The 25,745-nt window shown below is 37.6% G+C and carries 20 protein-coding genes; 5 read left to right on the top strand and 15 right to left on the bottom strand.

The window, feature by feature from the left end; genetic code table 11:
* Position 1: 1 nt before the first annotated feature.
* On the bottom strand, positions 2 to 952 hold the full coding sequence (locus A5866_RS12515) for an ABC transporter ATP-binding protein (protein ID WP_086445217.1): 951 nt from the start codon (positions 950 to 952) through the stop codon (positions 2 to 4).
* A gap of 189 nt (positions 953 to 1,141) precedes the next feature.
* Positions 1,142 to 2,557, bottom strand: a complete 1,416-nt coding sequence (pepV, locus tag A5866_RS12510; protein ID WP_086445218.1) for a dipeptidase PepV — start codon at positions 2,555 to 2,557, stop codon at positions 1,142 to 1,144.
* A 151-nt stretch (positions 2,558 to 2,708) separates the two neighbouring features.
* On the opposite strand from pepV, the gene A5866_RS12505 reads away from it, so the two are divergent.
* Positions 2,709 to 3,560, top strand: coding sequence for an NAD(P)H-hydrate dehydratase (locus tag A5866_RS12505; protein WP_086445219.1), 852 nt, complete (start codon positions 2,709 to 2,711; stop codon positions 3,558 to 3,560).
* Positions 3,561 to 3,563: 3 nt separating this feature from the next.
* Here A5866_RS12505 and A5866_RS12500 read toward each other — a convergent pair whose 3' ends face one another.
* The 5 genes from A5866_RS12500 to A5866_RS12480 all read right to left on the bottom strand — a co-directional run bounded on the left by A5866_RS12500 (position 3,564) and on the right by A5866_RS12480 (position 8,239).
* Positions 3,564 to 3,701, bottom strand: a complete 138-nt coding sequence (locus tag A5866_RS12500) for a hypothetical protein (protein WP_176271360.1) — start codon at positions 3,699 to 3,701, stop codon at positions 3,564 to 3,566.
* 82 nt (positions 3,702 to 3,783) lie between these two features.
* Positions 3,784 to 4,605, bottom strand: coding sequence for an ABC transporter permease subunit (locus tag A5866_RS12495; RefSeq protein WP_086277284.1), 822 nt, complete (start codon positions 4,603 to 4,605; stop codon positions 3,784 to 3,786).
* Positions 4,602 to 5,489 carry an ABC transporter ATP-binding protein gene (locus A5866_RS12490; RefSeq protein ID WP_086277286.1) on the bottom strand — a complete coding sequence of 296 codons (888 nt, stop codon included), beginning with the start codon at positions 5,487 to 5,489 and terminating at the stop codon, positions 4,602 to 4,604. The genes A5866_RS12495 and A5866_RS12490 overlap by 4 nt, the downstream gene beginning before the upstream one ends.
* Positions 5,490 to 5,747: 258 nt before the next feature.
* On the bottom strand, positions 5,748 to 6,470 hold the full coding sequence (locus A5866_RS12485) for a pseudouridine synthase (protein WP_086277288.1): 723 nt from the start codon (positions 6,468 to 6,470) through the stop codon (positions 5,748 to 5,750).
* Positions 6,471 to 6,589: 119 nt separating this feature from the next.
* Positions 6,590 to 8,239 carry a putative polysaccharide biosynthesis protein gene (locus tag A5866_RS12480; RefSeq protein ID WP_086277290.1) on the bottom strand — a complete coding sequence of 550 codons (1,650 nt, stop codon included), beginning with the start codon at positions 8,237 to 8,239 and terminating at the stop codon, positions 6,590 to 6,592.
* A gap of 461 nt (positions 8,240 to 8,700) precedes the next feature.
* On the opposite strand from A5866_RS12480, the gene A5866_RS12475 reads away from it, so the two are divergent.
* The gene (locus A5866_RS12475; RefSeq protein WP_086445220.1) at positions 8,701 to 10,218 is read left to right on the top strand and encodes a UDP-N-acetylmuramoyl-L-alanyl-D-glutamate--L-lysine ligase; all 1,518 of its coding nucleotides are present in this window, start codon (positions 8,701 to 8,703) and stop codon (positions 10,216 to 10,218) included.
* Positions 10,219 to 10,308: 90 nt separating this feature from the next.
* On the opposite strand, the gene A5866_RS12470 is transcribed toward A5866_RS12475, so the two are convergent.
* Positions 10,309 to 11,217 (bottom strand): AEC family transporter, encoded by a 909-nt coding sequence (locus A5866_RS12470; protein ID WP_086277295.1) that lies wholly within the window; start codon positions 11,215 to 11,217, stop codon positions 10,309 to 10,311.
* Between the two features lie 117 nt (positions 11,218 to 11,334).
* A complete protein-coding gene (locus tag A5866_RS12465) occupies positions 11,335 to 12,528 on the bottom strand; it encodes a multidrug effflux MFS transporter (protein ID WP_086445221.1) in 1,194 nt (397 codons plus the stop codon).
* A gap of 381 nt (positions 12,529 to 12,909) precedes the next feature.
* Here A5866_RS12465 and A5866_RS12460 point away from each other — a divergent pair, with 381 nt between their 5' ends.
* Together A5866_RS12460 and A5866_RS12455 are read left to right on the top strand one after the other, a co-directional pair.
* Positions 12,910 to 13,908 (top strand): serine hydrolase domain-containing protein, encoded by a 999-nt coding sequence (locus A5866_RS12460; RefSeq protein WP_086277301.1) that lies wholly within the window; start codon positions 12,910 to 12,912, stop codon positions 13,906 to 13,908.
* Positions 13,905 to 15,206: a serine hydrolase domain-containing protein gene (locus A5866_RS12455; protein ID WP_086277303.1), complete on the top strand. Its 1,302-nt coding sequence runs from the start codon at positions 13,905 to 13,907 to the stop codon at positions 15,204 to 15,206. The genes A5866_RS12460 and A5866_RS12455 overlap by 4 nt, the downstream gene beginning before the upstream one ends.
* Positions 15,207 to 15,395: 189 nt before the next feature.
* Here the strand turns inward: A5866_RS12455 and A5866_RS12450 are convergent, their stop codons facing one another.
* The 6 genes from A5866_RS12450 to A5866_RS12425 all read right to left on the bottom strand — a co-directional run bounded on the left by A5866_RS12450 (position 15,396) and on the right by A5866_RS12425 (position 23,254).
* Positions 15,396 to 17,861: a heavy metal translocating P-type ATPase gene (locus A5866_RS12450; protein WP_086445222.1), complete on the bottom strand. Its 2,466-nt coding sequence runs from the start codon at positions 17,859 to 17,861 to the stop codon at positions 15,396 to 15,398.
* A 22-nt stretch (positions 17,862 to 17,883) separates the two neighbouring features.
* Positions 17,884 to 18,327, bottom strand: a complete 444-nt coding sequence (locus A5866_RS12445; RefSeq protein ID WP_086277306.1) for a CopY/TcrY family copper transport repressor — start codon at positions 18,325 to 18,327, stop codon at positions 17,884 to 17,886.
* A 344-nt stretch (positions 18,328 to 18,671) separates the two neighbouring features.
* On the bottom strand, positions 18,672 to 18,989 hold the full coding sequence (trxA, locus tag A5866_RS12440) for a thioredoxin (RefSeq protein ID WP_086277308.1): 318 nt from the start codon (positions 18,987 to 18,989) through the stop codon (positions 18,672 to 18,674).
* Positions 18,990 to 19,117: 128 nt separating this feature from the next.
* Entirely contained in the window at positions 19,118 to 20,137 is a 1,020-nt protein-coding gene (locus A5866_RS12435) for a LacI family DNA-binding transcriptional regulator (RefSeq protein ID WP_086277309.1), read from the bottom strand.
* 113 nt (positions 20,138 to 20,250) lie between these two features.
* Positions 20,251 to 20,922 (bottom strand): beta-phosphoglucomutase, encoded by a 672-nt coding sequence (gene pgmB, locus A5866_RS12430; RefSeq protein ID WP_086277311.1) that lies wholly within the window; start codon positions 20,920 to 20,922, stop codon positions 20,251 to 20,253.
* Positions 20,915 to 23,254 (bottom strand): glycoside hydrolase family 65 protein, encoded by a 2,340-nt coding sequence (locus A5866_RS12425; protein ID WP_422389674.1) that lies wholly within the window; start codon positions 23,252 to 23,254, stop codon positions 20,915 to 20,917. Before A5866_RS12425 ends, pgmB begins: the two co-directional genes overlap by 8 nt.
* Before the next feature lie 183 nt (positions 23,255 to 23,437).
* Between A5866_RS12425 and A5866_RS12420 the strand changes: the two genes are divergently transcribed.
* The gene (locus A5866_RS12420; RefSeq protein WP_086445224.1) at positions 23,438 to 25,615 is read left to right on the top strand and encodes a PTS transporter subunit IIBC; all 2,178 of its coding nucleotides are present in this window, start codon (positions 23,438 to 23,440) and stop codon (positions 25,613 to 25,615) included.
* Positions 25,616 to 25,745: the final 130 nt, after the last annotated feature.

The raw sequence follows: 25,745 nt of genomic DNA, 5'->3' as shown, positions 1-25,745 counted from the left end.
ATTATTGATCACCTTCTATCTTTGTCTCTAAAAAGCGTAAAATCGTTCGATCTGTGATTTCACCGATTGGACCATCTTCATCGACTAATACAACGGTTTTTCCTGCTACAAGTAAACGAATCACCGTTGGTAAATCTGTTCCTACAGTCACAGTGGTTTCACTCTCAACTTGTCCATACTCTACAAACCCAGCGGCTACTAAATCCTCTGCACAATAATTCTCCAAATTGGTATGCTCATGTTGAAAGAACTGCGCCACAAATTCATTGGCCGGATGACTTTTGATGGATTCTGGCGTATCTGTTTGAACGATTTTACCGTCTTTCATCACGCAAATTCGATCACCTAAAAGTAGAGCCTCAGTCATATCATGGGTTACAAAAACAACGGTGCTAGCTAATTCCTTATGCAGCTCTTTGATCAACAATTGTAATTGCCCTCTTGAAATCGGATCTAAAGCACTAAACGGTTCATCCATTAAAATAATATCTGGTTTGGCTGCAATCGCTCGTAAGATTCCGATCCGTTGTTGCTCGCCTCCAGATAATTCAGCTGGTTTTCGATGAAGGTATTCTTCTGGCGGTAAGCTTACTTTTCTTAGTAATTCTTCCGTTCTTTCCCGTCTTTTGGCCTTGCTCCAATGTTTCATTTCTGGAATCAACTCGATGTTTTCAGCGACAGTCAGATTGGGAAATAGTGCGATTTGTTGCAGCACATAGCCAATAGTTAACCTTAGTTCTTTTAAATTGTACTCAATCAGTCTTTGATCATTAAAATAGATATCTCCATCCGTTGGTTCGATCAACCGATTGATCATTTTTAACGTAGTTGTTTTTCCACTCCCACTTGGTCCGACTAGTACAAAAAATTCACCGTCTTCAATTGAGATATCAAAGTCTTCTAACACTAATTGATCATTGTACCTTTTGGAAACCTTTTGAAAATTAATCATCTATTCACCTCATTTTTTCTTATATGCATGTCTTATTTATCTTTCGTCAAACTTTCACTATTTTTAAGTATGTTTATAAGTATACTTGAAAATGTTATTTGTTTCTAACGACTTGTTTCTATTGTACAGAAAAAAACCTGACAACTGTCTGTCAGGTTTTCTGAATTTTTTATATTAATGTGGTGAAGCTTACTTCGCCAAACGGTAAATCGCATCCGCATAAATAGCTGTCGCACGGAATAAATCATCCAATGCCATAAACTCATTAGCTTGGTGCATTGTATCTGTATAGCCTGGAAACATTGAGCCATATGCCACACCACGTTTTAGTAAACGTCCGTACGTTCCACCACCGATGATTTGTTCATGACCTTTTTGACCAGTATGATCTTCGTAAACTTGTAATAACGTTTCAACCAATGGATCATCTGCAGGTACGTAATGTGGTTCTTGATTACGTCCACCTTGTGTGGCCATTACATTTTCACCCACTGTTTTTTGTACTTTTTCTTGTAATTCTTCTGCTGATGTCCCTTTTGGATAGCGGAAGTTTAATGTCACTAAGCTATTTTCTGGGTTGGCAGGATCAAAGTTAACAATACCAGCATTCATTGTTAATTTGCCCATTTTTTCATCTTCAAATGCAGTTCCTAATTTTTCACCGTAGAAATCTTCGTGAACGAATTCTGCTAATGTATTGATGAAGCTATATGCACCTTCAGCAAAGCTGTAATTATTTAAGAACATTGCTAAGAATGTAGCAGCGTTAATTCCTGATTGTGGACTAGCACCATGTGCACCTTTACCAACAACATGGAAGGTAACTGTTTGATCTGAAAGTTCCGCATGTCCTGAAATTTTTTGTTCTTCTTTAATAAATGTTTCAAATGACGCTGTTAAAGATGCTGCATCATCTGCTGAAGCTGCTGTTACGATTGCCGTTGCAGTTCCGGGAACCATATTTTCACGTAAGCCAGATTTAAAGCTAACTAATTGATAGTCCACGCCGTTTCCGCCTTTGAAAGTTAAGCGGATCGTTACGTTTCCTTTTTCACCATTGATGATTGGGAATTCTGCATCTGGTGAGAACCCAAAGTCAGGTTTTTCTTCATGTTTGAAGTAATAATCCATATCACCCCAGCCGCTTTCTTCGTCACTACCTACGACAAAACGAACTTTTTTAGACAAAGGTAATCCTAAATCTTTGATGATTCGTAATGCATAATAAGCCGCCATACTTGGCCCTTTGTCATCACTTGAACCACGGGCAAAGATTTTTCCATCTTTGATCACAGGCTCATAAGGATCAGTATCCCAACCGTCACCAGCAGGAACCACGTCCATATGTCCGAAAACCCCTAATGTTTCATCCCCTTCACCATATTCGATGTGTCCAGCGTAGTTATCAACGTTTTTTACAATGAAGCCATCGCGCTCACCATAAGCTAACATATGTTTTAAGCCAGCAACAGGTCCTGGTCCGAATGGTGCTTCTGGTGTTACTTTTGAGTCATCACGCTCACTATTGATACGTAATAAGTTTTGTAAATCTTCTAATAGCGCATCTTTACGTGCGTCTACTTCTTTTTGCCAATCAATTGTCATTTTTTAGTCACTCCAATTCATTATTCTACCTTCCCATCATACCACTAACTGACTTAAAAGAAAAAGGCAGAAACAGTTTTTTCCGTAATATTTTGCGCTTGCTTCGAAACAGATTTATACTGAGGGTAAATCCCTCAAGGAGGACATTCATATGCAGGAACTCTCACAAAAAAATTTGAGTGCGGCGATCCGTTATCGGCCGAAAAATTCTCACAAAGGAACCTTTGGACGAGCGGTATTGATCGGTGGAAATGAAATGTATGGCGGAGCCATCATGATGAGTGCAGAAGCATGTGTCAAAGCAGGCTGTGGGTTAACCTCCGTCGTTACAGCCGAAAAGAACCATACGGCACTTCATGCTCGTTTGCCTGAGGCGATGGTACTAGATTGGACACTTATAAATGGACTAACAGATTTACTTGATACAGCAGATGTGATTTTGATTGGACCTGGGTTAGGTCTGACTTCTCATAGTCAGCAACTCTTAGCGTTCGTTTTACAGCAGCAAAAACCTGAACAATGGCTCGTGATCGACGGATCTGCCATTACTTTATTTGCTCAACATCATTACGCGTTGAAGTATCCAAAACAAGTCGTATTCACGCCCCATCAAATGGAATGGGAGCGGCTAAGTGGGCTTAAAATAGACAACCAAACCGTTGTACAAAATCAAGCTGTACAAAGACAATTAGGTGCCACAGTGATCTTAAAGAGCCATCGAACAGAAATCTATACGACCAATGCTCAATTCAAAAACCCACTAGGAACGCCTGCAATGGCAACTGGCGGAATGGGGGATACTTTGGCTGGAATGATTGCTGGCTTTCTCGCCCAATTTGATGATAAAGAGGCAGCCATTTGCGCGGCAGTTTATCTCCATAGTTTGATTGGAGAGACGTTAGGAACAGAACATTACGTGGTCTTACCCACCGAAATCAGTCAGAATTTACCCTATTATATGAAACAGTTTGAAAACACACAGAATAAAGCAGAAGAAAAATGATCCTCATTTTTCTTCTGCTTTATTTTCTAGAAATCCAGTTTGTAAAATCCCCATATACGTCTCTGCCCGTTTTACTAAAAATTCTATTTGGTTGATCTCTGTCACGTCTAGATCCCTATTTATAAACTGTATACTTTTCATATAAAGTTGATCCAATACACCCAAAACTAACTGGACGATATCTTTCGGTCATATTTTTGTTGATCGATGTTGATGTTTTGCACTAGACTTTCAGATCCTTCCGTTGGTAAACCATGTAAGTTCCTCCTAGGAATAACAGAATCAACACACTCAACAATAATACATTACCTCTAGATAAGCCTTTATCTAATAAATTACTTGGGATACCCATATGGGTTGGAGAAATTGTTTTCGCCCAACTAAAAGAGTCATTCAAATCAGAAAAAATCCCGATCAAATAAAACCCAAACACAATCCCTAAAGAAACACTGGTGCTTTGTTTGCTTGATTTTAAAAAGGTTGAGACAAAAAAGCCTAACGCTAAGAAAAACAGTAAAATCAAACTTTCTTGCATGAAAATTTTACTGATTTCTTTGGTTATCGTTGCGACCGAATCGGTTGATTGACGGTATAGCAAGGTTGAGCCTAGCGATACACCAAATGAGCACAACCAAAAGATAGCCAAAATGAGTAGGTTCACTCCAACTTTACTCGTCACAATTTCTCTACGTGTCACAGGTTGGGCATATAAAAATTCAATAGTGCCATCCGTCTCTTCTTTGATCAATGCCTGGCTGCCTAGCATCATTGCGTAAATCGATGCAGCTAAAAACATATACTGAAAATAATAGGCAAAGAAACCTGCAGCAACTAAAAAACTTGCTTGACCATTTACACTAATATTAAAAGTTTTTAAAAGCGCCGGCGATAACCCATCTAGTTTTGCTCCTAAAAGATCTTCCATAGCTGAACTATGCATTTGCGGATAGACAGCGCTGAAGCCAAAAATTATCACAGCAAATAAGATCGTCCAAATGATTAATCCTTTAATGAGTCCTTTGCTTTCGATTTTAGCTGTGATCATTTCACTACCCCTCCTTCATACAACGCCATAAACTGATCTTCCAGTTCTGGGTTTGTAACCGTAAAATCTTGAATCGACGCATCTGCTAATAAGGGTAAAATTTCTCGTAAATCTCCTTCGAACAATAAACGAGTCTCATTTCCTTGATGTTTTAAAATTGCTGCGCCCATTTTTTCAAATAAAGATAATGGAATGTGGTCGCCGATCAATGTAATCACTTTACCTAGAGATTTTTCTTTTGTAATATCTTGAACAGTGATGATTTTCCCTTCACGAATAAAGGCGGCTCGATGTGCATGCTGTTGAACTTCGTTTAAATCGTGGCTAGATAAAAAGATCGTCATCCCTTGTTGATTGTATTTTTCCAACTCTTCAAATAAACGATGTTGCATCAATGGATCTAACCCGTTCGTTGGTTCATCTAAAATCAACAATTCTGGATTAGGTAAAATTCCTGCTGTTATCGCGATTTTCTTTTTATTTCCTAAAGATAATTCAAACATTTTCTTCTTCGCATCAATATCAAATAACTCAATAAAATAAGCAATTTGCTTTTTGCTTTCTTTTACTTGATGAAACGCAGCGATATATTTAAGTACTTCAAGAGTAGTCATATTAGGATAAAAACGAACATCACTAGAGACATATCCCGTCCGCTTACGAATTTCTTTTACTTCTTTGATACTATCTAATCCAAGTAACGTAGCGGTTCCATGATCTGGATAAATAAAATTCAGCATGGTTTTAATCGTCGTTGATTTTCCTGCACCGTTTGGACCGATGAAACCGTAGATTTCCCCTTTTTCTACAGACAATTCTACTTGATCGATAGCTGGTTGTTTTTTATATAATTTCGTTAATCCTTTGAGTTCAATAGCATTCATTTTATCACTTCTCCTCAATATAAAAGCGTAACGGGTTCGTCCAACTCTGAAAGAAAAATGGGAAAATATGAGGGTGACGTTTTTTACCACAATCAGATTTTATCTTTTTCCGAAGAGTTAGCTCACATAGTCAGATAACATTGACTAATTAGTCAATTGAAGTATAGCCCCCCGTTGACTAACTAGTCAAAGAAAATACAAGTAACTATGATTACCTTAAAGTAAAGCCATCATGTTTACTTGTATTTTGGTTACCTTCTAGTTGTTCGTTTTTAATCCTTCAAGTTCTGATTCAGTTAACGCTCTATATTCTCCAAGTTCCAGTTCTTCATCCAACCATAAATTCCCCATACGCAATCTTTTTAAGTAGACAACCTTTTTATCTATCGCTTCAAACATGCGTTTTACTTGATGAAACTTTCCTTCTTGGATGATCAAACGAATTTCTGAGCGTTTCTCTTCTTCATTTATAGCCTCAATCATTAGTTCACTTGGTTTGACTAATTCTTTGTTGGTCAATGCAAAGCCATCTGCAAATTGAAGAATATCATCATTCGTTACAAGCCCTTGAACGATTGCGAAGTATTCTTTATCGACATGTTTTTTAGGGGATAGTAATTGATGTGCTAATTGTCCATCGTTGGTCAACAACAATAAGCCCTCTGTATCTTTATCTAGGCGCCCAACTGGAAATAAATCCTCCCGATAATCTTCATCTTTTAGTAAATCTACCACTGTTTGATCCCATTTGTCCTCAGTTGCTGAAATCACGCCCTGAGGTTTATGCAACATGTAATAGTAATACTGTTGATAGGTTAATTCTTCACCAGCAAGTTCAATGATATCTTGCACTTCATCCACTTGTGTTTTAGCCTCTTTGATAACTTGACCATTAACTGTTACTAGCCCTTTTTTCAATAACTGTTTGGCTTCTTTTCGGCTGCCAACACCTGTTTCTGCAAGGAATTTATCTAAACGCATATACTTTCTCTCCTCCATTTAAAAACTGAACGAGTTGATTCAGCTTTTTTCCCAATAGGCTAGCTCTTAAAACTAGATAGAGTAAAAGCGGAGCATTACGCCCCGCTCGTTACTTGATTCTATTTTATTTTTAATTTACGGCGAATTTTTCCAACGCTAGCACCTAATAATTTATCGGCTAAACGTAGTTTTAATGTGATATACCCATATATCGCGCCACCAAAGGCTGCTACGATCATAATGATCACAAAAGATTGGAACTTACGTGTTGGATCTAAAAATAGATACAAGAATTGTCTCATAATGATTGCCCCGATCATCATAACTAAGGTGATCAAGAAAATCAACAAACCACGTCGTAACGTCAACCCAAAATTAAAGTGACTGACCTTTTTGATTTTTCTCATGATTAGGACACAAGATAATGTGAAACCGATCATTGTAGCAATCAATGGACCATACACTTCAAAAAGACGTACGCTTGGATATTGCACAATTAACTTCAAGACTAAACCAAGTCCAAAATATTTGATTGCTGCTTTATTTTCATACATCCCCATCAACATTGTTGAAGACAACATATAAAGCCCCATAAACAGACCAGCAAAACATGCCTGGATCAAGACTGATACACCTAAATCATCTGGAGCATAAAACATTGTATAAAGCGGTTTTGCCAAGACGATCATTCCGAATGTTGCTGGCAACATCACAAACATAAATAATTGTAGATTGTTACTAATCAATTTCGATAAGTCTCGGTATTTTTTCAACGTAATCGCTTCAGTGATCAAAGGAAGTCCTGTTGCTGAAATTGATGTTGCTAAAGCAATCACGACCATTGTTAATTTATCCGGATTCGCATTAAAAATCGCAAATAACGTCCGTAATTGACTACCAGAATAAGTCGTAAATGTGTTCATAAAGTTAGAAAAAGTAAATTGATCGACTAATTTAAAGACTGTTACACCTGAACCAACTATAATAAACGGAATCGCTTCTTTTAACGTTTCTGTTAACAAATCACGCGTTGATGCTTCATGTTCATTTGCACTATGTGCTTCAAGATAATCAAACATTGGTTTTTGCTTACGGATGTAGAAAAATAATACTATAAAACTAGCTAACATACCGATAAACGCTGCCAAAGTCGATTGTGTCACTGCATCAACATAATCACCTTTAAATACTTTCATGATAATAAATGCTGTCAATAACATATAGAAAACACGTGCGACTTGTTCAACGATTTGTGATAACGCAAATGGCATCATATCTTGGTTTCCTTGGAAATAACCACGTACAACGCTCATACAAGGAAAAATCAAAACCGCTAAACTCAATGCACGCATGGTCGGGATCAATTCTTCCCCACCACCAGACCATTTTGCCAACAATGGTGCTGCAAGGTACATTATAATTGCAGAAATCGCTCCTAAAATAGCCATTAATTGAAGGGCTTTATAAAAAAGCTGTCTGCTGATTTTATATTCATTTAGTGAATTATAGTAAGAAGTTTGTTTAGCAATCGCAGCAGGAATACCCGCTGTAGAGATTAATAAAAAGAGAGCATACACAGTATACCCCATAGAGGATAAACTATTTGCTTCGTTGGCGTGTTCTCCCATCCATGCATACCATGGAATAATATAGACTGCACCCAACAAACGAGAAATTATATTACTAGCTGTCATCCAAGCAGAACCTTTAACCATTTTTTCTTGGTTCGTCAAGATAGGTTGATCAGCAAGATTTGGTTGATTTATCATTTAACTCCTCCAACTTTCTTTGAACATGCTTTCTTTATTTTAATTGTTAAATCAAGTATATGCAACGACTTTCTTGAATAAATTCACTTATTTATATTTTCCTCACGGATTTTGCAAAAAAACACTGGTTATGATTTTTGAATTATCTAAAAACCAAAGAATCACTTCATTTATAAGTATTTATTTTTTATTTATATTCAGAAAAAAACATGTTAAAAACACCTTTACTTTTATAGTTTTTTTCATATCCTATTAAAATATACTCTTTATCCGTTTGTTATTTAATATCTCTTAAATATCTTAAAAAATTCTGTTTCATCTATTATTTTCCAGCAATTTTTTTGGAGCCTTCATCAGCACGTGTCTTGAAGTTTTGACATTTAAATTGTATGATGAATTTCTAAAGTTTTCTATCCAATAATCTACTATTTAGATTATAGATACCGCTTGGAGGCGCAATGATGACTATTTCTTTAAAAAAAATCCGTGAATGCTTGATTAAAGAGCATCTTTTAAAAGAATTCGTTTCAGAACAAGGTTGGCTGTTAACACCCCCTGCCTCAATGAACGATAAAACATTTTCTACACTATCATATGATTCCCGTACTGTAAGTGCTGATACACTTTTTTTCTGTAAAGGACTCAATTTTAAAGCAGACTATTTGGAAAAAGCAGTTGCTTCCGGACTTGAGGTTTATGTAGCAGAACAGCCCTATGAAGTCCCCGCTGCATTAGGAATTATTGTAACAGATATAAAAAAAGCAATGTCGATTTTAAGCATGACTTTTTATGACTATCCCCAAAATAAATTAAAGCTAATTGGTTTTACTGGGACAAAAGGAAAAACAACTGCTGCTTACTTTACTAAATTCATTTTAGATCAGGCAACAAATAAGAAAACTGCGATGTTGTCCACAATGAATTCAACTTTAGATGGCCAGACTTTTTTCAAATCACATTTAACTACGCCTGAATCTCTTGATCTTTATCGCATGATGGCTGAAGCGGTTCAATATAATATGACCCACTTCATTATGGAGGTGTCGTCGCAAGCCTATAAAACAAATCGGGTATATGGTCTATTTTTCGATGTCGGTATTTTTCTAAACATCACACCTGACCATATAAGCCCAATCGAGCATCCAACGTTTGATGATTATTTTTACTGCAAACGTCAATTGATCACCCATTCAAAAACAATGATTTTGAATCACGACTCTGATCATTTCCAATTATTGAAAGAAACGGCTGAATTGCATAGCGTTCCCTATATTGTCTATGGCGATCACTTTTCATCAGATACTGATTATGTCTATCAAAAAAGTGCAGATGATTCACTTTCTTTCTCAATCGAAGCAAAAAATGATTCGTTAGCTGTGTCTGGTGCCTATCACTTGCGCTTAGGTGGCGATTTCAATAAAGGAAATGCATTAAGTGCTGCGTTAGCTAGCGCTTTGGTTGGCGCCACACGCGACGATTGCCAACAAGGAATCAGCGACACAACCGTTCCTGGCCGAATGGAATTGTTAACAAATAAAAATGGTGCAAAAGTCTATGTTGATTATGCACACAATTATGACAGTTTAAAGAATCTTTTGACTTTTGTCAAAGCAGAACATCCTAAGGGTCGTTTACTTGTTGTTATCGGCAGTACTGGAAACAAAGCTATTTCTCGACGTAAAGATTTTGGTACTGTTTTATCTGAATTAGCTGATTGTGCCATTCTAACGACGGATGATCCTGCTGATGAAAATCCAATTACGATATGTGAAGAAATCCAGTCTTATATCACAACAGATATTCCAGTCGAAATAATCGCCGATCGAAGTGAAGCGATCGAAAGGGCTCTTGCCATGAGCCAAGGAGAAGACGCCGTCGTTTTGGCTGGAAAAGGTGCTGACTTGTATCAAAAAGTCGGCGGAGAAGACACGCCGTATGACGGGGATTTCTACATTGCAGAACGCTTGATTTTAAGTTAAAAGGAAGAGGATGGGTCAAAAGCACTCATCCGCATTTAGAGTGTGAAACAAACGTGATTCCTACGTTTGTCTCACACTCTTTTTCTATTGTCATCCCATCAACATCATGATGACCGTCATCAATATCAAACTGATCAAAATACTTGCAGAGGATGTAAATCCAACTGTTTCTTCTGGTATCCCTGCTTTTACACTATTAATCACTGAAAAAGTCGGCATCGGTGCTACACTCAATACAACTAACACAATCCGTAATAACGGATCCAATGGCAACACAAAAGCAAATAATAATGCAAATGCCACTCCACATAAATAGCGCCAAACTAACGCTTCTTTCACTAATCGCATCGCTTTCTTAGGCAATCTCAATTCAAAATACAACCCAATCATAAACATCGACAAAAAGCCGTTTGCTTTGGCAATCATTTCTAGTATGCTTATCAACTCTAGCGGCAATCCAACCTGTATAATCCTAAGCAACAACATACCCATATACGCTGTAAAAGGCGCTGATTTAAACAACGATAATACAATTCTTTTAAACGTTATCTCCTCTTTGGATCCAACAACTTTATCAATCAACAACGTACTACCGCCTGTCAACATGACACTATTTCCAATATCGAACATCAAAAGAAATGGTACTGCCAAAGGGTAAAATCCTTGGATAAAAGGCAAACTGAAGTTTCCAATATTATAGCCCGACATGGAATACATTTGAAATTTCCGTTCTAAAATAGCTTGTTTTTTACTTACTCGCCCACCAATCAAAATAACTAAGATATTTAAGATGATCCCCATTATCAATAAAAAAAATAACGTTCCGGAAACATCTACACTTGCTAAACTCACAATAACTGTTGCCGGCAATGTGATATTTACAATAATAACAGATAATGTTCCGCCATCTGCTTTACTTAACAAACCAATCCGTTTCATCAAGTAGCCTAAAAAAATCACGAAACAAAAGCCGATTGCCTGTAACAAAATTTCTCTCACCAAACTCGCCCCCACTATTTTTTCTAATACTAACTCAATTATAACAAAAAAAGAAACCGCTCACGAAAAAACATCCACGTACATTTACGCAGATGTTTTTTATTTATTGGTTTAACTTTATTTCTTTGGTGATAAGAGCTTCCGTGCCAAAAGAAGCATCACACTGCCGATCACTAGAAAATACAACGGCATCACCATTAATGTTCCATTATGAAGTTTGCTCATACTAAACGTGAACAAACTTACTAGCAAATAATACCCTAAACTAAAAATAGCTCCCGCTGTACCGATGACATGCTGAAAATCTGTCAATGCTAAACTTAGGCAATTGGGAAGTGCCGTTCCTGTCCCTGTGAGTAGAATAAAAATCCCGATCAACATCAACCAAAACTGAGTGCCATCGGTAAAAATAGGTAGGCCACTTACCAAAAGTAGAAACATCGTACCGAATAGTATCGTTTTAATTCCAATCTCAATAATCTTTTCTGGCTGATAAATCGGTAACAAGCGTTTCGATAATAACGAGCCTAAAATGGAAGCTCCCGCAACACCAACCCCTAAAAAGCCATACATCGCAGTTAATAAATGAAAATGCTCGATAAAGATAAAAGGAGCTTCTGCATAGTAACTAAACAACACGCCATTGATTGCTCCTATTAAAAAACCATACGTTAAAACTCTTGGATTCGTTATAAAACGTTTAATGATTGGTCTTAATCTCACCGACATCCGTTTACTCACTTCAAAAGTCTCTGGCAAACAGAAATAGGCATAACTAAAAATCAACACACTCATCACGACCAACACAAGAAAAACGGCTTTAAAGCCCCAATATTGGTCAACGATGCCGCCAATCAATGGTCCGATTGCTGGGGTAAACGCAAGAGCTACGGAAATTTGTGCAAATAACGCATGGTGCTGATTCCCAGAATAACTTTCACGCAAAATCGTTTGGGTGACAACTGATCCTGTACTAGCACCAAAAGCTTGAATAAATCGAGCAAAGAGTAAAAATTCTATCGTCTCTGAACGAAAACAAAGAAAACTACCGATTCCGTAAAAGAACAATCCAGTTAGCATTGCCTTACGTCGGCCGATAAAATCAGATAACCAACCCCAAAAGAATACTCCTAATGCAAATGCTATAAAATAAATACTCAACGTCAATTGAACAGTGGCCATAGAGGTTTTAAAATCAAGGGCAATATCTGGTAATGACGGAGTAAAAACTGTTTCACTGATTTGTGGAAATCCAACTAAAACAATCAATAATAATAAAGATGGTACACGCGTTACGATGCTTTTTTTCAAAATACTTCCTCCTAGATTAAATGCTGCAAAAACAAATCTTCACAGCTACTTTACTTTATTAAAGAGTTGAAAAAAAACATCGATCTCCGGGAAGCGGCGGGAGCATGATCAATATTAATTTATAGGTATTCATCTGCTGATCACTTCCTTTCTTGCTTTATTGTACGTTTGTTTGATATCTGCTCTATGGTAGCATACATTCTCTTGCAATTTCAATTCCACTCCTTCTTTCAATAGCATTACACTAAATACTAAAAGTGAGCAATCCACCAACTATTTTCCCAAAAGGATAAAAAAATAAACCATTCGGCACATAATTAATGATAAACTTATTATAGTATATAATGACAAATACATATTCTAACTTAAGGAGTTTCGCTCATGAACTTATATCACGCTATTCCAAAAGATTTTAGTGGCTTTATCAGCGTTACATCTAATGATGTTCCATTGTTATTGGATACTTATGGCTATCGAGATCTTTCTAATCAAATAGACAATACCATTGATACGATTTTCGGAACAGCTTCTGGGAGCAAAACATTCATTGCCGTTGCGATCATGAAACTGATTGAAGATAGAAAAATCGGTATTGACCAGCCTATCAATCAAATTCTCTCAAAAAATATGCCCAATATCGATCCTCTTGTTACTGTTCATCAACTACTGAATCATACATCAGGTGTTGGAGATTATTTCGACGAAGAAGAACTGACTGATTATGCAGCCTTGTGGGAAGATTTTCCTAATTACAAAATACGTAAAAATAGTGATCTTTTTCCGCTTTTTATTGATAAAAAAATGGTTAATATCCCTGGGAAAAGATTTCAATACAACAATACAGGCTATGTTCTTTTAGCAACGATCATCGAAGAAGTGACTCGCCAAAAATTTGATTGTTATTTGAAACAACTCATTTTTGAACCTGCCAGCATGTCTTCAACTGGATATTTTTCTTTAGACCGCTTGCCAGCTAATGTCGCGAATGCGTATATTTATGATAGCGAAACTGAAGAATTTTACTCTAATATTTATAGCATCGACGTTAAAGGGAGTGGTGCAGGAGGATGTTTTACAACATTAAACGATCTTTCCCGTTTTTGGAAAACCTTGTTTAGCGGAAAAATCATCTCTGAACATGCTGTAAACCTGATGCAAACAATACAAGCTTCTGATTGTTACGGCTATGGTTTTTGGATTGCCAAAAAAGATGAACAGATTTTCCCATACATGCAGGGACAAGATCCTGGCATCTCATTTATTTCATCTTATGATCGATCACAGAACCTAAATATCACAATCATGAGTAACTTAGGGCAAGATGTATGGACCTTGCATAAAGAAATTTCCGCTACGATTTCTGAAGAGGAAACACTATGAATTTTAAAGAAAAATTAGAAAGTTACATAAATACCTATGATCAACAAGGCTATTTGCAGGGGAATTTGCTTGTTGCGGATAAAACAGGCATTCTTTTAGAACAAAGTTTTGGACTGGCTTCTATTGAGTTTAATGTTGCAAATACCTCTGACACGAAATATCAAATAGGTTCATTGACAAAAGCTTTCACCTCCATGGCAGTATTGATTCTACAACAGCAAGGCTATTTATCAAGTGGTGACTCTATCAACACATACCTAGACAATTTTCCAAACGGAGATAAGATAACTATTTACCATTGTATGACTTGTACCTCTGGAATTCCCAACTTCACTTCACTTGAAGATTTTTGGGAAACAACGATGCGACTTAGCTGGACGCTTGATGGTATGTTGGATTTATTCAAGAATTTGCCGCTAGAGTTTGAACCCGGCAGTCAATTTGCTTATTCTAACTCTGGGTATTTAGTTTTGACAAAAATAGTCGAGGTGGTCTCTGGACGTTCATATGCGCAGTTTTTACAAGAACATATTTTTACACCGCTAAATATGAACAATACTGGATGCATGAATGAAGTAGATATCATCTCAAAATTAGCCTCAAGTTATAGTTACTGGGGAAAAGAAATAAATACTCCTCAAACGAACACTTCATTTCCACTAGGAGCGTACGGTATTTATTCCACGGCAAAAGATTTATACCTTTGGGATCAAGCACTTAGAAGGCATGAACTCATCTCGAAAGACTTAACCAAATTAATGTTCACCATCAATCAGGGAAGTTATGCTTGCGGTTGGGATATTACTAAAATCAACGGACAGCTATGCCGACAGCATTTTGGTGATGTCAGCGGTTTTGTTAATTCGATTAAACAGTTTGAAACAGATGAATTCATAGTTATTTTTTTAAGTAATCTTGACTTAATTCCAGTAGGTGTCATTACTAAAGAGATTAGTGAATTGAAATTCGATAGTTCGTTTAATATCACACTACCTCGTATACAACCAACATTTCCCTACTTATTGAAGCGGTTTGTTGGTCTGTATGAAGTAGTAGAGGATTTTTTCTCTTTTGAGGTAATCGCAGATGAGGATTTGTTTCTTATCGTGCCTAAATTATACGATGCTCCGTATAAACTCAAACTTAAACACCTCCATTCAGATAACAATAAATCTGTATTCAAAACAGAAAAAATAAACGAAACAATTGTTTTTATTCATCAAGAAAAAGAGACCTTCCAAAAAATTATTTATACTGATTATTACGGCATGACACGAATTGCTAAAAAAATACGTTGAGTATGGATAAAACTTTAAAAAAGCAGTTATTGCCATAAAGATAGATCTTTAGCACCTGCTACATTATAGAAGTAATCAATTTTTTAGTCCTTTTCATCCAGAAATAAAAAGACCACTATCTTTCCATTAATTAAGGTAAGATAGTGGCTATTTTATAAACTTTTAAGTCAATTTACTAACGTTTCTTTTTTATTTTTTCAACGCTGAAGGTTTAAACCCTTTCAACCGTAAAGCATTCAGCAACACAGAGACTGAACTGAAACTCATCGCAGCTCCTGCAATCATCGGATTAAGTAGTGGTCCGCCAAATAGATATAATACACCCATCGCTACAGGAATTCCTAACGTGTTATACGCAAAGGCCCAGAATAGGTTTTCTTTGATATTCTTGATTGTCGCTTTACTCAATTCTACCGCTGTTGGGACATCCATCAAGTCACTACGCATTAATACGATATCTGCTGATTCCATTGCAACATCTGTACCAGAACCAATTGCGATCCCGATATCCGCTTGTGCTAATGCTGGCGCATCATTGATGCCATCCCCAACCATGGCAACTTTCTTACCTTCTTTTTGCAACTTCATCACTTCGTTGGCTTTGTCTTCTGGCAAAACTTCACTTAGTACACGATCGATACCCACTTGCTTAGCGATTGCCTGAGCTGTTCGTTTATTATCACCTGTGATCATGGCAACTTCAATACCCATTTGATGCAATTTTTTAATTGCTGGAATACTGTTTGGTTTAATCGTATCCGCAACTGCGATGATCCCTGCAATCGCGCCATCTTTCGCAATATACATCGGTGTTTTACCTTGTTCTGCTAATTGATCTGATGTGACGCCTAAATTTCCTAAAGAAATACCACGATCATCCATCAATTTTTTATTTCCTAACAATAAACGGCTCCCTTCGATCGTTACTTCAATCCCGTGACCTGGAATTGCTTCAAACTCTTCTGTTTGAGCAAAGGCTAGATTTTTTTCTTCTGCACCATTTACGATTGCTTCACCTAGAGGATGTTCAGACCCTTTTTCAGCTGAAGCTGCTAGTCTTAATAATTCATCATGACTCATATCATTAGCTGTCACGACATCTGTTACTTTTGGTTTTCCTTCTGTAATTGTTCCTGTTTTATCAAAAACGATTGTTTGAATTTTATGCGTTGTTTCAAGTGCATCTCCACTTTTGATCAATACGCCATTTTCAGCGCCTTTTCCGGTTCCCACCATGATCGCTGTCGGTGTTGCTAATCCTAACGCACATGGACAAGCGATAACTAAAACGGAAATCGTGATCGTCAATGCAAATACCCATGATTCTTGTCCTAAGAAGTACCAAGCTAAACCAGCTAACACAGATAAAACCATTACGATCGGTACAAAAACACCAGAAATTTTATCTGCCATTTTAGCAATTGGTGCTTTGGATCCTTGAGCATCTTCAACTAATTTAATGATTTGAGACAATGCTGTATCTTTACCGACTTTGGTTGCTTTTAAACGGAAGCTACCATTTTTGTTGATACTTGCACCGATAACATTATCCCCGACTTTTTTCTCAACTGGCATACTTTCACCTGTTAACATTGACTCGTCGATTGCAGATGATCCTTCTATCACAACGCCATCTACTGGAATTTTTTCTCCTGGACGAACAATGATCGTATCATCTAACTGAACGCTATCTACTGGAATTTCCATTTCTTGACCATTACGGAAAACACGGGCATTTTTTGGTGCCAAGCCCATTAATTTTTTGATCGCTTCTGATGTTTTTCCTTTTGAAACAGCTTCAAAGTATTTCCCTAATGTGATCAATGTTAAAATCACGCCAGCTGATTCGTAATATAACGCCATTGTGAATTGCGGATCGCCAGCAAAAATCATAGCAGTCCCGTATAGACTGTACGCTACAGCTGCACTAGTTCCTAAAGCAACTAACGAATCCATATTAGGATGTCCTTTAAATAAAGCTTTAAACCCAACTGTAAAGAAACTTCTACCTAAATATAATACAGGAATCGTTAAAATCAATTGAACCATGGCGAATGTTTCTGGATGCATCATTGGATCGATTATTGCTGGTAATGGCAGACCTGCCATGTGTCCCATTGCGACATATAATAATGGAACCGTAAAGACTGCTGACATCCAAAAATGTTGCCACATTTCTTTGATATGTTTTTGTTTTTTCTCGCGGTCTTTATCCACAGTATCTGCAGAATCCACTTGCTCGATTGCCTCATATCCAGCATCTGATACGGCTTTGGTGATATCAGAAACGTTTATTGCTGATGGATCAAAGTCAACGACCATTTTTTCTGTCGCTAGATTGACTGAAGCTTTTGAGACACCCGTTAGTTTATTGGTTGCTTTTTCAATCGTTTGTGCACATGAAGCACACGTCATTCCATCTATATCAAACGTTCGTTGTTGTACATTACTTAAAGCTTCATAGCCTGCATCGGACACGGCTTTTTGAATATCGCTTTCTGATAGTTTACTTTCATCATATTCAATATTTAGTTTTTCTGTTGCAAGATTGACGGTGGCCTTTGACACGCCGCTTAGTTTTGCAGTCGCCTTTTCGACTGTTTGAGCACAAGAGGCACACGTCATCCCTTCTATATCAAATGTTTTTACTTCCATTTTTCTCCATCTCCTTAGTTTTTTAATTTGCTTGTTGATACAGTGATTGTTCTGAGGTGCAATTACATAACACAACATCCACCGCTGATTCTTTCTTTGCTGCTAATACTTTTTCTAGCTGCTCTATATCCTCAAAACTCAGATAGCTTTCAGCAATAATTGTTTTAACAACAGAACTGACCTCTTTTGCACAGATTTTCTCTAGTAGTTCTGTTGTCGCTAACTGAATCGTACTTTTTTCTTCTATTAATGATCGATAAATAAATTTATTGCCGTTTTTTTCAGTGGATAGGAAATTCTTTTCAACCAGACGTCCGAGTAAGGTTTTTACGGTTGTTGTTTTCCACTCTGTTTTTTGATTTAAAATTTGCTGGACTTCTTTACTCGTTGTTGTTCCTTGCGTCCAGACAACTCTCATAATTTCCCATTCCGCATCGGTTATATGGTGCATTTCTGCTACTGCCATTTAGATTTCCTCCCACTTTTTAATTATTGCATCAGGTCCTCTTCAATCAGCCAGACTTGCTGATCAAGTACGTTTATAAGTTACTGCACATGCTTAAATCTCATAGATGGTAGTTACTTTACCTATTGTTCCTTGTATTTCCGGAATATATCTGGCTGAAAGAATCACTATGTTGTTTAGTTGAAGCCTTGGTTGAACGATTTTTTTAAAGATGTGTTAATCACGTTTAAAAAGATCATAATTGCTAGTTTTCATAAGTATCTTCTACTTTCTTCGGAATCTACAATTGTAGTCGTTTTTGATTCACTTGTATCTTAATTCATAATAGCTTGTTTGTCAATATTTTATTTTTGTAGGATTTCTTTAAAATAGTTCTTCAGTATATGTTTGGGATAATAGCCAACAATTTTTTCTTTTGCTTCTCCATCCTTAAATAGAATTAAAAGCGGTAAACTCATTACATTATATTGTTCGGGAATTACTTCGTTTGTTTCAACATTCATTTGTCTAATCTGAATGTCCGTTGCATATTCTCGATCTAGTTCCTCTAAAACAGGTTCCAGCATTTTGCAATAACTACACCATTGTGCCCAAAATTCTACTAGAACAATTCCTTGGCTTGTCTCTTGGATGAAGTTTTCATCGGTTATTGATTGTATCATTTTCTCCTCTCCTTCTTGCTCATCACAAAAAGTTTACAATTGTAGTCGTTTTTTTGCCAATAAAAATTAACTAGTTCAGCTTTTTATTTCTGAACTAGTTAGATTTTAATGGTTTATTTGTTGTGGTTTTAGTTTGTTTCATTCAAGGATAGCACTGTTTCCCGCTTGATTAACTTATGCGGAATCACCATCCGAACTCCAGTTGCTTCTTTTTCCTGTAAAGATTCGATCAACTTTTGCATGCCCATTTTCCCAAGTTCGGCAATATCGATATCGATACTGGTCAGATAAGGATGAACTAATGTAGCATAAATCGAGTTATTAAAACTAATCACTGAAAAATCATCCGGCACACGATAACCATACATTTGTGCTAGTTGAATCATCCTCATCGCAAAGATATCATCGATCACAACTGCAGCCGTAGCTTTGGTTTCTTTTAGCAATTGTTCAAATGCTACATAATCTTCAGGTTGCTCCATATCAACAGAAGGCAACACCGTTAAATTAGCCAACATCATCGCTTTTTGATAGCCGAAATAGCGTTCGTAATAGACGTTTTCGTGCGTTGTATTGGTAATAAATAAGATATTTTTATGGCCATTTTCAATTAGATAGTCCGTAGCATGTTTTCCCAATAATTGATTATCATTATCTACATAGATCACTTGATCTTCGTTCGTATAAGGTTGACCGATCAATGAGAATGGGACTTGATTTTCGAATAAGTAGTCAATGACGGGATCATCTTTATCGGAATAGAGCAGGATAAAGCCGTCAACTTGTTTTTGTCGATGCATTAGCTGGACATTTTCCAATAAGGTCTCAAAAGATTGTGCCGTGGCAATCGCTGTCGTCATACTATGCTTACGTGCTTCATCATTGATCGACTCAATAATTTCTAAGTAAAATGGATTCCCCATCCGCTCGCGAGAATCCAACGGTGGCAAAATCACGCCCACAGCTCCCGAAGAACGTTTACCAAGATTACGAGCAGCAATATTAGGCACATACCCCATTTCTTCCATTACTTTATAGACTTTTTTCTTTGTAGCATCTGAAATGCTGGGATGATCATTGATTACTCTGGAAACCGTAGATGTGGCTACTCCAGCCTTTTTGGCAACATCCTTGACTGTAATCGTCATCTTTTCCACTCCTTTCACGGTTAATTATAAATCCTTCTATCGTAGAAAATAATACCACAGATTAATGCTTCGTTGCTATCGTCATTTTTTATTTAAACGCATTTCTCGTTCATTCAATTTTTATTTGCTGTTTGCCATACAGAAGTCAAAAGCTCGATCTTCAATTCTTTTGTAGAGGCAACCACTACAATATCTGATCCCAGATCTGCTGGACGTCCAACACCGATTGGCAAGGCACCACTTGCTAGGATCGCTTGAATCCCCGCTTTAGCATCTTCGATCCCAATACACTCAGCGGCTGTTAAATCAACTTTTTCCGCTGCCAATTGAAAGATCTCTGGATCTGGTTTGCCTTTCGCTACTTCTGCTGGATCTGCAATCCCATCAAAATAAGACATCAACGCCATCTTTTCTAATAAGAATGGCCCGTTTTTACTCGCAGAAGCTAACGAGATTTTGATTTCTTCTTTTTTTAAGTGTTTTAACAAGTCTAAGATCCCTGGGTAGACATCTTTTGGACCGACTTGTTGGATCATCTCAACGTAATACTCATTTTTCCGCTGCGCTAATTCAGCAAATTGCTCTGAATCAAACGCGTTTGTCCGTCCGCCATGAGCTAAAAGCAACTTCAACGAATCTTCACGGCTGACACCTTTCAATTCTTCATTGAATGCTCGATCGATCGTGATCCCAATTTCTTTCCCTAAACGTTGCCATGCTTGGTAATGGTATTCGGCTGTATCGGTTAAAACACCATCTAAATCAAACAGTACCCCTTTAAACATCTTCATTCACCTTTTCCATTTCAATCACTAATTCATCTGCTAAAATGAATTTGTTGCCATATAACGTAAGTGGCAGCTCTGCGCCTGTTACTAGTTGCAAGCGGACATTCTCTTTATCTACCGTCACATATAATAAGCGCTCACGATAGTTCACATGAAAGGCGTAACATGACCAAGTACTTGGTAAAAATGGTGCAAAACTCAAGGTTTCACCAGCTGTTTTCATTTGAGCAAATCCTTGCACGATCGCGAGCCAACTACCCGTCATTGAGGTAATGTGTAAGCCATCTTCTGTATCATTGTTATAATTATCCAAATCTAAGCGAGCCGTACGTTGATACATTTCCACTGCCTTTTCTTCCATTCCAAGTTCTGCTGCTAAAATCGCATGAACACTTGGTGATAGCGAAGATTCGTGGACCGTCATTGGTTCATAAAATAAAAAGTTCCGTTCTTTTTCCGCTCGAGAAAAACGTTCACCAAAGAGGTAAATCCCTTGTAGCACATCTGCTTGCTTAATAAAACAAGAACGTAAAATCCGATCCCAAGACCAATGTTGATTTAACGGAAGATCCGCTGGTGTTAATGCTGTCCTTGGCATTAAGTCTTTATCTAAGAAGGTATCATGTTGGACAAAAACACCTAATTCTTCATCAAAAGGATAGTACATATTTTCGACAATTTCTTGCCAATGAGCTTGCTCTGCTTCTGTAATTTTGACTGGCGTTTCTGCTTTGTATTGAGCGTAATTCTCTAACGTATATTGCAGCACCCATGTTGCAATCGTATTTGTGTACCAGTTATTATTGATGTTGTTTTCATATTCATTTGGTCCAGTCACGCCATGGATCATGTATTTTCCAGTACGTTTAGAAAAATGAACTCGGTCTGCCCAGAAACGTGCAATTTCCGTTAAAACTTGCAGTCCTTCGTTCTTTAAATACTCTTTGTCGCCTGTATAGTTGACGTAATTATAGATTGCATAGGCAATTGCTCCGTTTCGATGGATTTCTTCAAACGTGATTTCCCATTCATTATGGCATTCAATACCAGTAAAGGTTACCATCGGATATAAGGCACCAGCTAACCCTTGTTGACGAGCATTGTGTTTTGCTTGCTCTAATTGGTTGTAGCGGTATTTCAAGAGGTTCTTGGTTACTTCTGGTTTGGCTAAAGCTAAATACAAAGGAACAGCATACGCTTCAGTATCCCAATAAGTGGCACCGCCATATTTTTCACCAGTAAAGCCTTTTGGTCCAATATTCAATCGTTCATCTTCACCGTAGTACGTTGTAAATAATTGGAATAAATTAAAACGAATCCCTTGTTGTGCGGCATCATCACCTTCAATCACAACATCAGCCAGCGCCCAACGTTTTGCCCAAGCTGCGTTTTGCTCGTCTAATAATTCAGCAAACGTCTTCGTGTTGTCTTGCAACAGTTGAACGGCATTTCCTTGTTGTTCCGCCTCTGGAAGATCACGACTAGTTAAAACGATGACTTGTTTTTCTAACGTGATCGATTCATTTACTTGTAGTGTTGCTTGAAATGACTGTTGTACTTTCAATGGTTCAGTTTCTACTATCCCCACTTCAGCCTCTGTTATATGCTTCATTGCGGCAGTCACACTAAATTGCTCGATGCCAAAAGAATTTGGAATCGTTTTAGTCGTTAAAAAGCCAATCGTCCCTTCAAAACCTGATTGCTGTGCTTCCCAAAACATTTCATCATAATTGCTGTCTTCATTACGAACATCACCGTCGATTTTTGAAATGACCTGAATATCCGCCGTCCCTGTAAGCACTTCTGCTGTTACTCGAATCGCCGCAAGTTCTTGTTGAACAATGCTTAAAAAACGTTCAAAATGGAATTTAACGCTTGTCTCGCCAACTTCAATAACAAATGTCCGAGTCAACAACCCGTTATGCATATCCAATTCTAAATAAAAATCCTTTGCTGTTTGAATCCCTAAATCAACCGCCTCACCATTTACAAAAATATCCATGGCTATAAAATTCACTGCATTGATCACTTTACCAAAATAGTCAGGATAACCATTTTTCCACCAGCCAACTCTTGTTTTGTCAGGATACCAAACACCTGCTAAATAAGCCCCTTGATGATGATCACCTGTATACTGTTCTTCAAAATTCCCTCTCATCCCCATATAACCGTTTCCTATTGAAGTTAACGATTCTTGCAAACGGCGTTCCTCTCGTGCTAATTGATGTGTTGCGATTTTCCATGGGTCTATTTCAAATAAGTGATTCATTTTATCTCCTCCTGTAAATGGTTCGCTTCTTAACATCATAATAAACGCAACCGATTGCATTGTCAAATATTTATTTGTGGATTACACCTTAACAATTATAATTTCTTTATCTTTAATAATACTATCCTTTTATTGATAATGAAAACAAAGTGATCGTACTTAAGGGTTTACAAAAATAAAAATCTGCTTTATACTACAATCAACGAAAACGATTGCGCAATTATTGCAAAGGAGAGAAAAAAGATGAAAAAGTTATTGAGTTTTGAATTTTGGCAAAAGTTTGGTAAAGCACTGATGGTTGTAATCGCTGTTATGCCAGCTGCAGGATTAATGATCAGCATCGGTAAAACCATTCCGTTGATCAATCCAGATTGGGCAGCGTTAGCTACAACAGGCGGTGTTATTGAAAATATCGGTTGGGCTGTCATTGGTAATTTACACATTTTATTCGCACTTGCGATTGGCGGTAGCTGGGCGAAAGAACGCGCAGGTGGAGCCTTTGCCGCTGGGCTTTCATTTATTTTGATCAACCGCATCACAGGATCGATTTTTGGTGTTACTAGCGCCATGCTGGCAGACGACAAAGCGTTTATCCACACATTGTTCGGCACTAAAATTATGGTCAAAGGCTTTTTCACAAGTGTTTTGGAAGCACCCGCATTAAATATGGGCGTTTTCGTTGGAATCATCGCTGGTTTCGTTGGTGCGATGGCCTTTAATAAGTATTATAATTACCGTAAATTACCAGATGCACTTTCATTTTTCAACGGTAAACGGTTTGTGCCATTTGTCGTGATACTTTGGTCAACAATCGTCGCAATCCTTTTAGCCATTATTTGGCCTTATATTCAAGCGGGTATCAATAATTTTGGACTTTGGATCGCTCAGTCTCAAGATACGGCCCCAGTTTTAGCACCATTTTTATACGGAACTTTAGAACGTTTGCTATTACCGTTTGGTTTACATCATATGTTGACGATTCCGATCAACTATACACAGCTAGGCGGAACTTATGAAATTTTATCTGGCGCACAAGCAGGAACGCAAGTTTTTGGACAAGATCCTTTATGGTTAGCTTGGGCAACTGACTTAGTCAATCTAAAAGGCGCTGGCGACACATCTCAATATAATTTTGTTTTAGCCAACTGGACACCTGCTCGCTTCAAAGTAGGCCAAATGATTGGCGCTTCTGGTATTTTGATGGGTATGACCCTGGCAATGTACCGAAATGTTGATGTAGATAAACGTGCCAGCTATAAATCAATGTATCTTTCAGCGGCGCTGGCTGTATTTTTAACAGGTGTTACTGAACCTTTAGAATTCATGTTTATGTTTGCGGCGGTTCCTTTATATGTTGTTTACGCCATTATTCAAGGAGCTGCGTTCGCTATGGCAGATATCGTTGCACTGCGGGTTCACTCTTTTGGAAATATCGAATTATTGACTCGAACACCGCTTGCAATCAAAGCCGGATTAGGCGGGGATTTGTTAAATTTCGTACTTTGCACGATTGCATTTGGCGTCCTAACTTATTTTATTGCTAATTTCATGATCAAAAAATTCAACTTTGCGACACCAGGCCGCAACGGTAACTATGATAATAACGAAACCCAAACAACTTCCGAAACAAGTAATACTCAAAGCATTAGTGGACTCGATCCTCAAATCATCGATATCGTTCATCTATTAGGCGGAAAAGAAAATATCGTAGACGTTGATGCTTGTATGACCCGTTTACGCGTCAGTGTTACAGATAAAAATAAAGTTGGAGCGGAAGAAGCTTGGAAAAAAGCAGGCGCTATGGGGCTGATCGTAAAAGATAATGGCGTTCAAGCAGTTTACGGACCGAAAGCCGACGTGTTAAAATCAGATATTCAAGACTTACTAGATTCTGGCGTCGAAATACCTGTACCGCAACAAACAGAAACAACGAATACACCAACAAGTACAACTGATTATCTCGGCATCACCAAAACAATCCTACCTGTCGCAAATGGTGAAGTGATTGCTATCGATCAAGTCGATGATCCTGTCTTTTCACAAAAAATGATGGGTGATGGTTTCGCCGTTATCCCAGAAGACTCAACGATTTACGCACCAATCGATGGCGTGATCAGCAGTATCTTCCCATCAAAACATGCATTAGGGATTCAGACGGATGAAGGCATTGAAGTCTTGATCCATATGGGACTTGATACGATCGAAATGAAAGAGTCCGCCTTTACGATCCATGTTACTGAAGGTCAAAAGGTCACAGCAGGCACCATGATTGCCACTGCTAATTTGGACAAAATCAAAGCCGCTGGTAAACAAACAACGATGATCGTAGTCTTTACAAATGGCGAAAAGATCAATGCTTTCCATTTAGATACAGTTGGTAAACAAGATCCTGGAACTGTTATCGGACGATTAGATATTTAACACAAACAACAGTCTAAATAGGGCGAAGTCGGGACAGAAGTGTTTAATCCCGAGAACCAAGTAGGTACTGTGCAACATCAGCTCGTACCTCGCTGTGTTTTACAGCAATAAGAAAGAATTCACGAAAATT

Source organism: Enterococcus sp. 12C11_DIV0727, from assembly GCF_002148425.2.
GTDB classification, from domain to species: domain Bacteria; phylum Bacillota; class Bacilli; order Lactobacillales; family Enterococcaceae; genus Enterococcus_L; species Enterococcus_L lemimoniae.
Note: the sequence above shows the minus strand (reverse complement) of the source record. Positions and strands in the feature narration are given on the sequence as shown.

What these genes read in the sequence shown, in the direction of transcription:
- A5866_RS12420 (WP_086445224.1), top strand. Translation starts at nt 23,438, where the DNA reads ATGAAAAAGTTATTGAGTTTTGAATTTTGGCAAAAGTTTGGTAAAGCA.
- A5866_RS12460 (WP_086277301.1), top strand. Translation starts at nt 12,910, where the DNA reads ATGAACTTATATCACGCTATTCCAAAAGATTTTAGTGGCTTTATCAGC.
- A5866_RS12490 (WP_086277286.1), bottom strand. Translation starts at nt 5,489, where the DNA reads ATGAATGCTATTGAACTCAAAGGATTAACGAAATTATATAAAAAACAA.
- pepV (WP_086445218.1), bottom strand. Translation starts at nt 2,557, where the DNA reads ATGACAATTGATTGGCAAAAAGAAGTAGACGCACGTAAAGATGCGCTA.
- A5866_RS12455 (WP_086277303.1), top strand. Translation starts at nt 13,905, where the DNA reads ATGAATTTTAAAGAAAAATTAGAAAGTTACATAAATACCTATGATCAA.
- A5866_RS12435 (WP_086277309.1), bottom strand. Translation starts at nt 20,137, where the DNA reads ATGACGATTACAGTCAAGGATGTTGCCAAAAAGGCTGGAGTAGCCACA.
- A5866_RS12445 (WP_086277306.1), bottom strand. Translation starts at nt 18,327, where the DNA reads ATGGCAGTAGCAGAAATGCACCATATAACCGATGCGGAATGGGAAATT.
- A5866_RS12500 (WP_176271360.1), bottom strand. Translation starts at nt 3,701, where the DNA reads ATGAAAAGTATACAGTTTATAAATAGGGATCTAGACGTGACAGAGATC.
- trxA (WP_086277308.1), bottom strand. Translation starts at nt 18,989, where the DNA reads ATGATACAATCAATAACCGATGAAAACTTCATCCAAGAGACAAGCCAA.
- A5866_RS12485 (WP_086277288.1), bottom strand. Translation starts at nt 6,470, where the DNA reads ATGCGTTTAGATAAATTCCTTGCAGAAACAGGTGTTGGCAGCCGAAAA.
- A5866_RS12515 (WP_086445217.1), bottom strand. Translation starts at nt 952, where the DNA reads ATGATTAATTTTCAAAAGGTTTCCAAAAGGTACAATGATCAATTAGTG.
- A5866_RS12495 (WP_086277284.1), bottom strand. Translation starts at nt 4,605, where the DNA reads ATGATCACAGCTAAAATCGAAAGCAAAGGACTCATTAAAGGATTAATC.
- pgmB (WP_086277311.1), bottom strand. Translation starts at nt 20,922, where the DNA reads ATGTTTAAAGGGGTACTGTTTGATTTAGATGGTGTTTTAACCGATACA.
- A5866_RS12480 (WP_086277290.1), bottom strand. Translation starts at nt 8,239, where the DNA reads ATGATAAATCAACCAAATCTTGCTGATCAACCTATCTTGACGAACCAA.
- A5866_RS12475 (WP_086445220.1), top strand. Translation starts at nt 8,701, where the DNA reads ATGACTATTTCTTTAAAAAAAATCCGTGAATGCTTGATTAAAGAGCAT.
- A5866_RS12425 (WP_422389674.1), bottom strand. Translation starts at nt 23,254, where the DNA reads ATGCAATCGGTTGCGTTTATTATGATGTTAAGAAGCGAACCATTTACA.
- A5866_RS12505 (WP_086445219.1), top strand. Translation starts at nt 2,709, where the DNA reads ATGCAGGAACTCTCACAAAAAAATTTGAGTGCGGCGATCCGTTATCGG.
- A5866_RS12450 (WP_086445222.1), bottom strand. Translation starts at nt 17,861, where the DNA reads ATGGAAGTAAAAACATTTGATATAGAAGGGATGACGTGTGCCTCTTGT.